The sequence below is a fragment of the Streptomyces sp. NPDC100445 genome (genome assembly GCF_044759735.1).
Classification (GTDB): Bacteria; Actinomycetota; Actinomycetes; order Streptomycetales; family Streptomycetaceae; genus Streptomyces.
On the sequence record NZ_JBIVZV010000002.1, the window covers coordinates 315,908 to 328,784 of the forward strand.

Annotated in this window: 12 protein-coding genes; 4 read left to right on the forward strand and 8 right to left on the reverse strand. The window is 73.3% G+C overall.

Going from position 1 to position 12,877, the window contains the following annotated elements; translation table 11 throughout:
* Nucleotides 1-133: 133 nt before the first annotated feature.
* Nucleotides 134-1,132 carry an NADP-dependent oxidoreductase gene (locus ACIQVT_RS06755; RefSeq protein WP_403748627.1) on the reverse strand — a complete coding sequence of 333 codons (999 nt, stop codon included), beginning with the start codon at nucleotides 1,130-1,132 and terminating at the stop codon, nucleotides 134-136.
* A 96-nt stretch (nucleotides 1,133-1,228) separates the two neighbouring features.
* Here ACIQVT_RS06755 and ACIQVT_RS06760 point away from each other — a divergent pair, with 96 nt between their 5' ends.
* Both ACIQVT_RS06760 and ACIQVT_RS06765 read left to right on the forward strand, forming a co-directional pair.
* Nucleotides 1,229-1,666, forward strand: a complete 438-nt coding sequence (locus ACIQVT_RS06760; RefSeq protein WP_403748629.1) for a MarR family winged helix-turn-helix transcriptional regulator — start codon at nucleotides 1,229-1,231, stop codon at nucleotides 1,664-1,666.
* 39 nt (nucleotides 1,667-1,705) lie between these two features.
* A complete protein-coding gene (locus ACIQVT_RS06765; protein WP_403748632.1) occupies nucleotides 1,706-2,512 on the forward strand; it encodes an EI24 domain-containing protein in 807 nt (268 codons plus the stop codon).
* A 10-nt stretch (nucleotides 2,513-2,522) separates the two neighbouring features.
* On the opposite strand, the gene ACIQVT_RS06770 is transcribed toward ACIQVT_RS06765, so the two are convergent.
* Together ACIQVT_RS06770 and ACIQVT_RS06775 are read right to left on the reverse strand one after the other, a co-directional pair.
* Nucleotides 2,523-3,785: a pyroglutamyl peptidase gene (locus ACIQVT_RS06770; protein WP_403748635.1), complete on the reverse strand. Its 1,263-nt coding sequence runs from the start codon at nucleotides 3,783-3,785 to the stop codon at nucleotides 2,523-2,525.
* A gap of 142 nt (nucleotides 3,786-3,927) precedes the next feature.
* Nucleotides 3,928-4,509, reverse strand: coding sequence for a TetR/AcrR family transcriptional regulator (locus ACIQVT_RS06775; RefSeq protein ID WP_403748637.1), 582 nt, complete (start codon nucleotides 4,507-4,509; stop codon nucleotides 3,928-3,930).
* Nucleotides 4,510-4,616: 107 nt separating this feature from the next.
* Between ACIQVT_RS06775 and ACIQVT_RS06780 the strand changes: the two genes are divergently transcribed.
* Complete coding sequence (locus ACIQVT_RS06780; RefSeq protein WP_403748640.1) at nucleotides 4,617-7,058, forward strand: beta-glucosidase H; 2,442 nt, start codon at nucleotides 4,617-4,619, stop codon at nucleotides 7,056-7,058.
* Nucleotides 7,059-7,301: 243 nt separating this feature from the next.
* Here ACIQVT_RS06780 and ACIQVT_RS06785 read toward each other — a convergent pair whose 3' ends face one another.
* Both ACIQVT_RS06785 and ACIQVT_RS06790 read right to left on the reverse strand, forming a co-directional pair.
* Nucleotides 7,302-8,294 (reverse strand): aldose epimerase family protein, encoded by a 993-nt coding sequence (locus ACIQVT_RS06785; RefSeq protein WP_403748642.1) that lies wholly within the window; start codon nucleotides 8,292-8,294, stop codon nucleotides 7,302-7,304.
* A gap of 14 nt (nucleotides 8,295-8,308) precedes the next feature.
* Complete coding sequence (locus ACIQVT_RS06790; protein ID WP_403748645.1) at nucleotides 8,309-9,184, reverse strand: SGNH/GDSL hydrolase family protein; 876 nt, start codon at nucleotides 9,182-9,184, stop codon at nucleotides 8,309-8,311.
* A 255-nt stretch (nucleotides 9,185-9,439) separates the two neighbouring features.
* Here ACIQVT_RS06790 and ACIQVT_RS06795 point away from each other — a divergent pair, with 255 nt between their 5' ends.
* Nucleotides 9,440-9,934, forward strand: a complete 495-nt coding sequence (locus tag ACIQVT_RS06795; protein ID WP_403748648.1) for a DUF3145 domain-containing protein — start codon at nucleotides 9,440-9,442, stop codon at nucleotides 9,932-9,934.
* 70 nt (nucleotides 9,935-10,004) lie between these two features.
* On the opposite strand, the gene fabF is transcribed toward ACIQVT_RS06795, so the two are convergent.
* From fabF to ACIQVT_RS06810, 3 genes are all read right to left on the reverse strand, one after another.
* The gene (gene fabF, locus ACIQVT_RS06800; protein WP_403748650.1) at nucleotides 10,005-11,267 is read right to left on the reverse strand and encodes a beta-ketoacyl-ACP synthase II; all 1,263 of its coding nucleotides are present in this window, start codon (nucleotides 11,265-11,267) and stop codon (nucleotides 10,005-10,007) included.
* Between the two features lie 245 nt (nucleotides 11,268-11,512).
* Entirely contained in the window at nucleotides 11,513-11,761 is a 249-nt protein-coding gene (locus tag ACIQVT_RS06805) for an acyl carrier protein (protein WP_356816124.1), read from the reverse strand.
* A gap of 80 nt (nucleotides 11,762-11,841) precedes the next feature.
* The gene (locus tag ACIQVT_RS06810; protein WP_403748653.1) at nucleotides 11,842-12,873 is read right to left on the reverse strand and encodes a ketoacyl-ACP synthase III; all 1,032 of its coding nucleotides are present in this window, start codon (nucleotides 12,871-12,873) and stop codon (nucleotides 11,842-11,844) included.
* Between the last annotated feature and the right edge of the window lie 4 nt (nucleotides 12,874-12,877).

Consider the following 12,877-nt stretch of genomic DNA (forward strand, 5'->3'; position numbering starts at 1 on the left):
CGCCGCGACTCGCGCCCACGATCGGCGACGGATTTCGGAAAGAAGTTACCGCATGGCGAAATCAACGGGAAGGCCGACAGGGAGAGGCCCCCCGGAAAGGGGCCCCCGGGAAGGCCGCCGGGAAGGGCCGCCGTCAGAGCTTGACGACCATCTTCCCGATGTTGTCGCCCCGCAGGACCCCGAGGAACGCCTCCAGGTTGTTCTCGATGCCCTCGACCACGGTCTCGCGGTACTTCAGCGCGCCCGAGGCGACCCAGGGACCGACCTCCTGGACGAACTGCGGCTGGAGGTCGTAGTGGTCGCCGACGAGGAAGCCCTCGATGCGGCCGCGGGTCTGGATCAGCCGGGCGAGGTTCTTCGGTCCGGGGGCGGGCTCGGTGTCGTTGTAGACCGAGATCATGCCGCAGACGGCGATCCGGCCGCCCTGGTTCAGGGAGCCGACGGCGGCTTCGAGGTGGTCCCCGCCGACGTTGTCGAAGTAGACGTCGATGCCGTCGGGCGCGGCCTCCCGCAGCTGCTCGGCGACCGGGCCGTTCTTGTAGTTGAACGCGGCGTCGAAGCCGTACTCCTCCACGAGGAGCTTGACCTTCTCGTCGGACCCGGCGGAGCCGATGACCCGGGAGGCGCCCTTGAGCTTGGCGATCTGCCCGACCTGGCTGCCGACGGCGCCCGCCGCCCCGGAGACGAAGACGGTGTCACCCTCCTTGAAGGAGGCGGTGCGCAGCAGGCCGGCGTAGGCGGTCAGCCCGGTCATGCCGAGGACGCCGAGGTACGTCGAGAGCGGCGCGGCGTCGGGGTCGACCTTGACGGCGTGCTTGGCGTCGAAGGCCGCGTACTCGCGCCAGCCGAAGAAGTGCAGGACGTGGTCGCCCGCGGAGATGCCCTCGGCGCGGGACTCGATCACCTCGCCGACCGCGCCGCCCTGCATGACCTTGTCCAGCTCGAACGGGGCGGCGTACGACTTGGCGGCACTCATCCGGCCGCGCATGTACGGGTCGACGGAGAGGTACGTGTTCCGCACCAGCACCTGGCCCTCCTCCGGGGCCGGGACGGGTGTCTCGACGAGGGCGAAGTCCTCGGGCTCGGGCCAGCCGACGGGACGGCGGAGCAGGTGCCACTCGCGGTTGATCATGACAACGCCTTTCTCTTCACTCAGTTACTTCAGTACCTGAAACAACCATGCTCATGGATATTTCATGATGTCAAGTAACCGGGTATCCTGGTGGGTATGTCCACCCCATCGAAGCTCCCCCGCCCCGACGCGCTCACCCTGGAGGTCGTCGAGCTGATCGGGGACGTCGTGGCCCGCTTCTACGCGGACTACGAGAAGGCGGCGGGCGAGCACACCCTGACCGGCCCGCAGGCCCGCCTCCTCAGCCTCCTGTCGCTGGAGGCGCTGCCCATGCGCAAACTGGCGCAGAAGCTGAAGTGCGAGCCGTCGAACGTGACCGGGATCGTGGACCGCCTGGAGGCCCGCGGCCTGGTCGAGCGCCGCCCCGACCCGGCCGACCGCCGGGTGAAGGTGGCAGCCGCCACCGAGGAGGGCCGGCGCGTGGCCCGCGACCTCCGCGAGGGCCTGCACTTCGCCCGCGAGCCCCTGGCCGGCCTCTCCGACGAGCAGCGCCGCTCCCTGCGCGACCTGCTGCGCCGCATGCTCGACGACTGAGGGACCACCCCCGCGCGGCGAGCCAGTAAAGTCCAGGACATGCGTGATCTCGGGGTGGGTTTCGGTTATCTGCTGAAGGGCCAGCGATGGGTGGCCCGGCACGGGCGCCGGTACGGGTTCGGCCTGCTGCCCGGGCTGATCACGCTGGTGCTGTACGCCGCCGCGCTGGTCGCGCTGGCCGTGTGGGGCGAGGACGCGGTCACCTGGGCGACCCCGTTCGCGGACGACTGGGCCGACCCCTGGCAGGGCCTGTTCCGCGGCCTGCTGACCGCCGTGCTGTTCGCCCTCGGCCTGCTGCTGGCCGTGCTCACGTTCACGGCCGTCACCCTGCTGGTCGGCCAGCCCTTCTACGAGAACCTGTCGGAGCGGGTCGACGCCGACGTCTCGCCCGACGGCACCGCGCCCCGCTCCCCGCTCCCGCTCTGGCGCGAGCTGTGGGTCTCCGCCCGCGACAGCCTGCGCGTCCTGGTCCGCGCCGCGCTGTGGGGCGTACTGCTCTTCGCCCTCGGCTTCGTGCCGTTCGTCGGGCAGACCGTCGTCCCCGTGCTCGGCTTCTTCGTCACCGGCTTCTTCCTCACCGAGGAACTGGTCGCCGTGGCGCTCCAGCGCCGGGGCGTCGACCTGCGCGCCCGCCTCGCCCTGCTCCGCTCCCGCAAGACCCTGGTCTGGGGCTTCGGCACGCCCCTGGGGCTGGCCTTCCTGGTGCCGTTCGTCGCGGTGTTCCTGATGCCGGGCGCGGTGGCCGGCGCCACCCTCCTCGCCCGCGACCTGCTGGGCGAGGACGGCGCCGTCGGCACGTCCGCGGCCCCCGCCGGCCGGCCGGACCGGGAGGACGTCCCCGGGTGACCGGGGCACGTCAGCCGCGGGCCCGCGTGCCGGCGCCGACCGCGACCGCCACGACGGACCGCACCTGGGCGATGATGTCCAGCCGGTTCCGTACGAACTCGGGGTCCGTGACCGCCCCCGTCGCCGGGTCGGTGTTGCCGGCGCCGAACGCCAGGACGGGCGTGTGCAGGTGCCCGCCGGGCAGGGTGTCGTGCAGCCCCAGCCGGTCCCGCAGCAGCGTGGCCCGGTAGGCGATCTCGTTGGAGAGGTAGTCGCCGCCGCCCCCGGCGCGGGCGGTGGAGCCGGGCGTGGGCCCGTCCGGCCGTACGACGGGGTCCGCGCCGCCGGCCGGGATCTCCGTCACCTCGGTGTGGTCGTAGACGGGGAAGCGTCCCGTCCGGGCGGCTACGACGGCGGTGTACGGCAGCGTCGTGCTCGTCCACTGCGGTTGCGAGCCCGCGTCGGCGACCGGGACGGTCCCGGTCCGCGAGACGTCGTCGTTGTCCGGGAAGCCGCCCCGCCAGGCGCCGTTGGTGCGCTCGACGTCGAACCGGCCGGCGCGGCCCTGGCTCACGGTCGTGAACAGGTCCACCTCCGGCAGGTACGGCTTCAGGGCGCGCTCCACCGTGCCCTCGGCGAAGTCCCGCCAGCGCACCGGGAACACGGCGGTCTCGACGCGCGCCGGCCCCCGGTCCGTCTCGATGACGGTGCCGTCCAGCGCCAGCGCGCTCGCCCCCGACGGGTTGGAGGTGCGGATGTCCCGGTCGAGCGTGAACGGGTCGAACCCGGTGAGCAGTACCCGCCGCAGCCGGTGCCCCCCGGGGTAGCGGATGCCCGTCTGGCCGCGCGAGGTCCGCTCCAGCCGGTCGAGGAGTTCGTCCCGTTGCCCGTCCGTCAGCCCGAACCCCGTTAGCCACTGGCGCAGTTCCCGGCTCATCCCCAGCCGCGCCCAGTACAGGGGACGGTCGTCGTCCCGGCTCAGGTCACCGCCCGCGGGCCCCCGCCCCTGCGCCCGCGCCACCGCCCGCCGCCACAGCGCGGTGCCCTCCCGTACGACCAGGCGGCGGGCTTCGGTGTAGGAGTGCGCGCGCTCCAGTCCGTGGCGGAACGCGGGCGCCACGTCGTCGAACCCGGATCGCCGCAGGATCTCCTGGGGTACGGCCCGGTCGAGCCGCTGCTCCTCGACGGTGGGGGAGGGGGCCGCCGGACGGGCGAAGGCCGCGGTGCCGGGCGCGGACAGCCCGGTCAGCAGGGCCAGGCCGATGACACCGAGGCGAAGACGTGTGCGGGTCAAGGGAGTTCGGGTCCTTCCGTCGCTGTGGGGCGCGTGGTGCGGTGGACGGCGGCAGTATGACCCGGCGGGAGTCACCCGCGCCATGGCACCGACCGGCGGCCGGGCGCCGCCGTCCGCCGACGCCCCGTCGCCGGCGGCCCGTTCAGGCCGGCGGCTCGCCCAGCAGCCGCAGGAAGTCGCGGAACGCCCCCGGCATGTCGACCGACTCCGGGTCCAGCAGCCACTGGTACTGGAGACCGTCCATCACGGCGACCAGCAGCGGTGCGGCGCGCTCCGGGGTGAGCCCGTTGGGCAGCCGGTCGCCGTACTCGGTGCGCAGGACCGCCGCCGTGCTCTCCCGCACGCGGGTGTAGCGCTCGGTGAAGTAGCCGCGCGCCGGATGCCCCTCGGTGACGCTCTCGCCCAGCAGCGCCGAGAAGGTCCTGACGATCGCCGGGCGCATCGCGTTGTACTCGACCAGCGCGGCCAGCAGCTCCGTCCGCCACGGGGTGCCCGGCACCGCGTCCCACCGGTCGCGGTCCCGCAACACGGCCACCAGCAGGGCTTCCTTGGTCGGGAAGTGGTGCAGCAGGCCCTGCTGGGTGAGCCCCACCCGCTCCGCCACCGCGGCCAGGCTCGCCCCCCGGTAACCGCGCTCGGCGATCACCTCCAGGGCCGCCCCGACGATCTCCGCGCGCCGCTCCTCGCTCCGCGCCCTCGCGCTCATGCCGTCACCGTACGGCATCCCCCCGCACCCCACATCACGCCGAGGTGACGAAACCTACCGCGTCACAGGTGAGTCGGGGGCACGATGGAGGCCACCCGCACGGACCCGACGAAGGAGGACCCGCGATGGCGCACGTCCAGCCCGACCCGGCCGACCGGACCCGCGAGGCGGTCGTGGTGGCCGCCCTCAGCACCCTCGACCTCGACACCAAGGCGCGCCTCCTGGCCGGCCAGGACGCCTGGAGCCTGCCCGCACTGCCCGAGATCGGCCTGGAGTCCCTCGTCATGTCCGACGGCCCGATCGGCGTCCGGGGCGTGCGCTGGACCGCCGACGACCCCTCCGTCGCCCTGCCCTCACCGACCGCGCTCGCCGCCGCCTGGGACCCCGGACTCGCCCGCCGCGCCGGTGTGCTGCTCGCCCAGGAGGCCCGCCGCAAGGGCGTCCACGTGCTGCTCGCGCCCACCGTCAACCTGCACCGCTCGCCGCTCGGCGGACGCCACTTCGAGTGCTACAGCGAGGACCCCTACCTCACCGGCGTCATCGGCACCGGTTACGTGTCCGGCGTCCAGTCCGGTGGTGTCGGCACCACCGTGAAGCACTTCGTCGCCAACGACGCCGAGACCGACCGCCTCACGGTGAACAACCTGGTCCCCGAACGCGCCCTGCGCGAGCTGTACCTGGCCCCCTTCGAGGCGATCGTCCGCGACGCCCGCCCGTGGGGCGTCATGACCGCCTACAACACGGTCAACGGCACGACCATGACCGAGCACCACCACCTCGTCAACGAGGTCCTGCGCGGCGAATGGGGCTTCGACGGCGTCAACGTCTCCGACTGGACCGCCGCCCGCGACACCACCGGCGCCATCGAGGGCGGCCTCGACGTGGCCATGCCCGGCCCGCGGACCGTCTACGGTGAGGCCCTCGCCCGCGCGGTGCGGGACGGCGGGGTCGACGAGGCCACGGTCGACGCGGCGGTCCGCCGGGTCCTGCGGCTCGCCGCCCGCGTGGGCGTCCTGCGCGGCGCCGAACCCGTCGTCACGACACCGCCCGCGCCGGTCGACGGCGAGGCCCTGGCCCGCGAGATCGCCCGCCGCTCCTTCGTCCTCCTGCGCAACGAGCGTGCCGTCCTGCCCCTGGCACCGCACGGCACCGTCGCCCTGATCGGCGCCGCCGCCCGCGACGCCCGCATCCTCGGCGGCGGCTCCGCCACCGTCTTCCCGGCCCGGACCGTCTCCCCGCTCGACGGGCTCACCGCCGCACTCCCCGACGGCGCCCTCAGCTACGCCGTCGGCGCCGACCCCGCCACCGAACTCGGCCCGGCCGGCCCGGGCTTCACCCTGCGGGCGGTCTGCCGCGACGCCGCCGGCGAGATCGTCGGCACCCGCTCCGCCCCCGGCGGCCTGATCCAGTGGACGGGCACCGATCTCCCGGACGGCGTCACCCACGAGACCCTCCACACCGTCGAGCTGACCGGCACCTTCACCCCGCGCGAGTCCGGCACGCACACCTTCGGCGTCAAGGGCACCGGCGGCTTCACCCTCACCGTGGACGGAACGACGTACTACGACGACGACCAGCGCCCCGGCGACGGGGACCCCTTCGAGGCGTTCTTCGGCGCCCCCGTGCCCCGCGCCCGGGCCGAACTCACCGCGGGCCGGCCGGTCGAGGTCTCCCTCACCCACGCGATCCGGCTCCCCGCGGACCTCCCGATGAAGGTCGTCGCGTTCGCGCTCGCCCACTCCGGGCCCCGGCGCGACCCCGACGAACTGATCGCCGAGGCGGTGGAGACGGCCCGCAACGCCGACACGGCCGTCGTCGTGGTCGCCACCACCGACCGGGTGGAGTCCGAGGGCTTCGACCGCCGTGACCTGCGGCTGCCCGGCCGCCAGGACGACCTGGTCCGCGCGGTCGCCGCCGCCAACCCGAACACCGTCGTCGTCGTCAACGCGGGCTCCCCGGTGGAACTGCCCTGGCGGGACGAGACCGCCGCCGTCCTGCTCGGCTGGTTCCCCGGCCAGGAGGGCGGCGCCGCCCTCGCCGACGTCCTCACCGGCGCCCACGAGCCCGGCGGCCGGCTGCCCACCACCTGGGGCTCCCTCGCCGACGCCCCGGTCACCGAGGTCGTCCCCACCGACGGCGAACTCCGCTACGACGAAGGCGTCTTCATCGGCCACGCCGCCTGGGAGAAGGCCGGCCGCACCCCGTCCTACCCCTTCGGCCACGGCCTCGGCTACACCGACTGGGCCTACGAGTCCCTGGACGTCGACGGCACCACCGTCCGCGTCCGCCTCCGCAACACCGGCGCGCGGGTCGGCCGCGAGGTCGTCCAGATCTACGTCGCCCCGACCGGCCCCGGCCCCGAACGCCCCACGCGCCGGCTGGCCGGTTTCGCCGCCGCCGAGGCCGGTCCCGGCGAGAGCACCGAGGTCGCCGTCGACCTCCCGCGCCGCGCCTTCGAGGTCTGGGACGAGACGGCGAAGGCGTGGCAGTGTGTGAAGGGTTCGTACGAGATCGCCGCCGGACGCTCGATCGCGGACCGAAGGCTCACCGCACCGATTAACGTCTGATCCAGGACAAGTCCCCACCGAGCGGGACACCCCCGAGAGCAGCCCCGGTCCGGGACCTGACCCCCGGACCGGGGCAACACCGGCCTCCCGGTACACCCGACCAGTGCCGCCGGTCGGCGCCCGTGTCCGTGGGATGGCTGTGCGATCCCGGCGCGGCGCGGGCGGCACCGGTGAGCCTCACCGCCGGCGATCCCGGCGCGTCGGCGGGCGCCGGCCTCGTTCGCGTGGCCGGGTGGCTGAGCGTCAGGCGTCGGACGTGGTCCGGTTCCTGGCGCCGAACCCGTACACAGTCTCGGAGCGGAAGGACTCGCCGGGTCGGAGGACCGTGGTGGGGAAGGCCGGGTGGTTGGGGGAGTCCGGGAAGTGCTGGGTCTCCAGGGCGACCGCGGCGCCCGGCGCGAACGGGTCGGACAGGTGGTCGGCGGTGTACAGCTGGACGCCCGGCTCGGTGGTCGCCACCGTCAGGACCCGGCCGGACGCGGGGTCGTACAGCTCGGCCACCTCCTCGGCCGTCCCGCTCACCCCCTTGTCCAGCACGAGGTTGACGTCGAGGCCGCTGCCCACCGCGCGGGCCGTGCGGAAGTCGAAGCGGGAGCCGGTGACGTCCGCCAGGGCGCCGGTGGGGATCAGGTCCGCGTCCACCGGTGTGTACCGGGACGCGGCCAGCCGCAGCTCGTGCCCGCCCGCCCGACCGGAACCGCTCAGGTTCCAGTACGTGTGGTTCGTCGGGCTGAGGACCGTCGGCGCGTCGGTGACCGCCTCGTAGACGATGCGCAGCGCGCCGGTCTCCGTCAGCGTGTACGTCACCCCGATCTCCAGGCGGCCGGGGAAGCCCTCCTCGCCGTGCGGGCTGACCCGGCTCAGGCGCACCCCGTGCGCGGTCGGCGTCCCCTCCCACACCCGCTTGTCGAAGCCGCGCACGCCGCCGTGGAGCGAGTTGGCGCCCTCGTTCGGCGTCAGGGCGTACGTCCGGCCGTCCAGCGGGAACCGGCCGCCCGCGATCCGGTTGGCGTACCGGCCGACGACCGCGCCCAGGTACGGCTCCGGGTGCGCCAGGTAGCCGTCCAGGGACGGGAACCCGAGCACCACGTCGGTGGTCCGCCCGGCCCCGTCCGGGACCTCCACCGACTGCACGATCCCGCCGTACGACAGCACCCGGACCCGCACCCCGGCGCGCTCCAGCGTCCATCGCCGCACCGGACCGCCGTCGGGAAGTGTGCCGAAAAGTTCGTTCATGTGCGAACCCTAGGTCACGGGTGGCTCGCCGTGATCCTGCGGTACGCGATCTCCGCCAGCCTCGCCTGGCCGTCCGTGCTGGGATGGAACCAGTCCCACTGACTGAGCTGGTCCGTGCCGAAGCGGTAGTCGTAGACCGCGTCGTCGTCGAACCGGCAGCGCCGGTCCCGGGCGCACACCTCCCGCAGCACCGCGTTGTACGCCACCACCCGCCGCTGCACGCTGTCCCGCCGCAGCATCGCCGAGCCGGTCATGTCGTCCGCGTCGGCCAGCATCGACGGGCAGATGCCGAGCTTCCACACCTCCTTGCCCAGCGCGTTGGTCCGGCCCTGGGACCACAGCCGCTTCAGGTCGGGCACGCTCGCCACGTACACCTGCGTCCTCGGCAGCGCCGAACGCAGCGTGCGCAGCGCTTCCTCGAAGTCCGCGCGGAAGTCGGCCACCGGCGTCATCGCCGACGCCGACGACCGGCAGGCGTCGTTCGCGCCGGCCATCACCGTCACCAGCTGCGGCCGGCGCCGCGCCGCCCGCGCCATCTGCCCCGGCAGGTCCGCCATCCGGGCGCCCGTCACCGCGTAGTTCCAGCTGCGCTCCGCCGCCCCCGGCACGCCCAGCAGCCGCACCGCCAGGCTGTCCACCCGAGCGTCACCGCCCGTCGCCCAGGACACCTCCGGGCAGTCCGACAGCACCGCGCACGCGTCGAACCCGCGTGTGATGGAGTCACCCACCGCGGCGATCGAGTCCGGGCTGCGGTCCCACACCGGGGGCCGTGCCGTGTGCGCGCCCGTGCCCGGCGCGGCCGGGCTCCCACCGTCACATCCGGCGGCGCCCAGCACGACGGCCGCCACGGCGGCGAGCACCGTCCGCACACGGCGGCTTCGCTTGCGCATCCTGGTGTTCCCCTCGCTCGACGGTCGGACTCCCCCCTCTGACAACGTGCGGGGGTTCCCGTCCGGGCTCCCCCGGGAACGGGACACCCCCGCACAAGCGTCCCCCTGGGTGAATGGCGGTGTTTTCCCGGCCCCGGGACCGACGGTACGTCACACTCCCCGCCCCGCCGCAGGGTAGCCTCGCCATCAACGCGGCCGTCGTGCCACGGCCGCCCAGCCAGTCCGCACCATGTCCCGCTCTGCCCGGAGGTTCCGGTGACGACACGTGGAGTCCTGTACGTGCACTCCGCGCCGCGCGCGCTGTGCCCGCATGTCGAGTGGGCCGTCGCCGGGGTGCTCGGCACGCGCGTCAGCCTCGACTGGATCCGGCAGCCCGCCGCCCCCGGCACCTGGCGCTCGGAGTTCTCCTGGCAGGGCGAGGCCGGCGCCGCCTCCCAACTCGCCTCCGCGCTGCGCGGCTGGCATCTGCTGCGTTTCGAGGTGACCGCCGAGCCCTGCCCCACCGCCGAGGGCGAGCGCTACAGCTGCACCCCCGACCTCGGCATCTTCCACGCCGTCACCGGCATACACGGCGACATCCTCATCCCCGAGGACCGGCTCCGCGCGGCCCTGCTGCGCAGCCGGCGGGGCGAGACGGACCTGGAGGCCGAACTGTCCCGGCTGCTGGGCAAGCCGTGGGACGACGAGCTGGAGCCGTTCCGCCACGCCGGGGAGGGCGCGCCGGTGCGCTGGCTGCACCAGGTGGTGTGAGCCGCGCGGACCACGGACACGGCGAAGGGGCCCCCACCACCGGTGGGGGCCCCATTCGCCGTGTGTCCGCTCAGAGGGTCCTGAACGCCAGGACCACGTTGTGCCCGCCGAACCCGAACGAGTCGTTCAGCGCGGCGATCCGGCCCGCGGGCAGCGCCCGCGGCGCGCCCGTCACCACGTCCGCGTTGACCTCGGGGTCGAGGTTGTCCACGTTGATGGTCGGCGGGGCCGCGCGGTTCACCAGCGCCAGGATCGACGCGACGGTCTCGACACCGCCGGCGCCGCCGAGCAGGTGACCGGTCATCGACTTGGTCGCGGAGATCGCCATGTGGTCGACGTCGTCGCCGAACACCTTCCGCAGCGCCTTGATCTCGGCGACGTCGCCCTGCGGGGTCGACGTGGCGTGCGCGTTGACGTGCACGATCTCGGCCGGCTTCAGGTCCGTGCTGTCCATCAGGTTCTGGAGCGCGTGCGCGATGCCGTTGCCGGACGGCTCCGGCTGCGTGATGTGGTGGGCGTCGGCGGAGATGCCCTGGCCGAGGGCCTCGGCGTAGACCCGGGCGCCGCGAGCCTTCGCGTGCTCCTCGGACTCCAGGACGATCACACCGGCGCCCTCGCCGAGCACGAAGCCGTCGCGGCCCGCGTCGTACGGCCGGGACGCGCCCGTGGGGTCGTCGTTGTTCTTGGACATCGCCATCATGTTGCCGAACGCGGCGATGGGAAGCGGGTGGATGGCGGCCTCGGTGCCACCGGCGACGACGACGTCCGCGCGCCCGGTGCGGATCATCTCGATCGCGTACCCGATGGCCTCCGCGCCCGAGGCGCAGGCCGAGACGGGGGTGTGCACGCCGGCGCGGGCGCCCAGCTCGATCCCGACGTTGGCCGCCGGGGAGTTGGGCATCAGCATGGGCACGGTGTGCGGGGAGACGCGGCGGACGCCCCTCTCCCGCAGGACGTCGTACTGGTCCAGGAGGGTCGTCACACCGCCGATGCCGGAGGCGATGACCGCACCGAGGCGGTCGGGGTCGACGGACGCGTCCTCGCCGGCCCTGGCGGTGAAGCCGGCGTCCTTCCAGGCCTCCTGAGCGGCGATCAGCGCGAACTGCGCGGACCGGTCCAGCTTGCGGGCCTGCGGGCGGGGGATGATCTCGCCCGGCTCGACGGCGATCTGCGCGGCGATCCTGACGGGCAGCTGGGCCGCCCACTCCTGCTCCAGGGGGCTGACGCCGGACGTGCCGGCGAGGAGGGCCTCCCAGGTCGAGGCTGCGTCGCCACCCAGCGGTGTGGTTGCGCCGATACCGGTGACGACCACGGTGCGATTGGTCGGGCTCACGGGAATTCTTTCTCCAACGGATACGGGATTCGACGGCGCCACCGCCGGGTGGCGGGGCCTAGGGTCTTTCGTTCGGATCGGGCCGGATCAGGGAGCGGGGTCCGGTGCCGTGCATCGCAACGCGGAGGAGGGCGTCATGGCGGAGCCATGGCAACCGACGACAACGCGGCGAGGCGCGGTGCCAGCCCGCGAGCCCGGCATGATCCGAACGAGAGGGCCTAGCGGCCTGTTGCCTGCGTGGTGGCTCAGGCCTGGTGCTTGAGGATGTAGTCGGTGGCGTCGCCGACGGTCCGGAGGTTCTTGACGTCCTCGTCCGGGATCTTCACGTCGAAGCGCTCCTCGGCGGCGACGACGACCTCGACCATGGACAGCGAGTCGACGTCCAGGTCGTCGGTGAAGGACTTGTCCCGCTGGACGTCCTCGGTGGGGATCCCGGCGATCTCGTTCACGATCTCGGCGAGACCGGTCACGATCTCTTCCTGGGTGGCGGCCATGTCAGGCGCTCCTTCTTCGATGCTGTTGCGGTTTGTGGCAGTTGTCCCCGTTCCGGACCGCAGGGTCCGGCACGGAGTGCCTAGGGGAGGGTAACGACCGTGGCGGCGTAGACGAGACCCGCCCCGAATCCGATGACGAGCGCGGTGTCGCCGCTCTTCGCCTCCCCGGTCGCCAGGAGCCGCTCCATCGCGAGCGGGATCGAGGCGGCCGAGGTGTTGCCGGTGGTGCGGATGTCACGGGCGACCATGACGTGCTCCGGCAGTTTCAGCGTCTTCACCATCGAGTCGATGATCCGCACGTTGGCCTGGTGCGGGATGAAGACGTCCAGTTCGTCCGGGGTGATCCCGGCCGCGTCCAGCGCCTGCTGGGCGACCTTCGCCATCTCGAACACGGCCCAGCGGAACACCGCCTGGCCCTCCTGCGTGATCGCAGGGAACTTGATGTTGCCGTCGGAGTCCAGCGGCAGCGCGGACAGGTCACCCAGCCGGAACCGGTCCCACGGCACGGTCTGCTTGATCGTCTCGGACTTGTCGCCCTCGGAACCCCACACGGTCGGGCCGATGGCCGGCTCGTCGGAGGGGCCGACGACGACCGCGCCGGCACCGTCGCCGAAGAGGAACGCGGTCGCCCGGTCCTCCAGGTCGGTGAGGTCGCTCAGTCGCTCCACGCCGATCACCAGCACGTGGTCGGCGGAACCTTCCACCACCATGCCCTTGGCGAGCGTCAGGCCGTAGCCGAAGCCCGCGCAGCCGGCCGAGATGTCGAAGGCGGCGGCCTTGTCGGTGCCGAGCCGGTCGGCGATCTCGGTGGCGATGGCCGGGGTCTGGCTGAAGTGCGAGACGGTGGAGACGACCACCGCGCCGATCCGCTCGGCGTCGATGCCCGCGTCGGCGATGGCCTTGCCGGAGGCCTCGACCGCCATGGTGGCGACGGTCTCGTCGGGTCCGGCCCAGTGCCGGGTCTCGATGCCGGAGCGCGAACGGATCCACTCGTCGGACGAGTCGATCTTCTCGAGGATCACCTCGTTGGGCACGACCCGGGTCGGACGGTAGCCGCCGACACCGAGAATGCGCGCGTACGGGGCGCCCTTGCTGGGCTTGATCTTCGCCATGTAC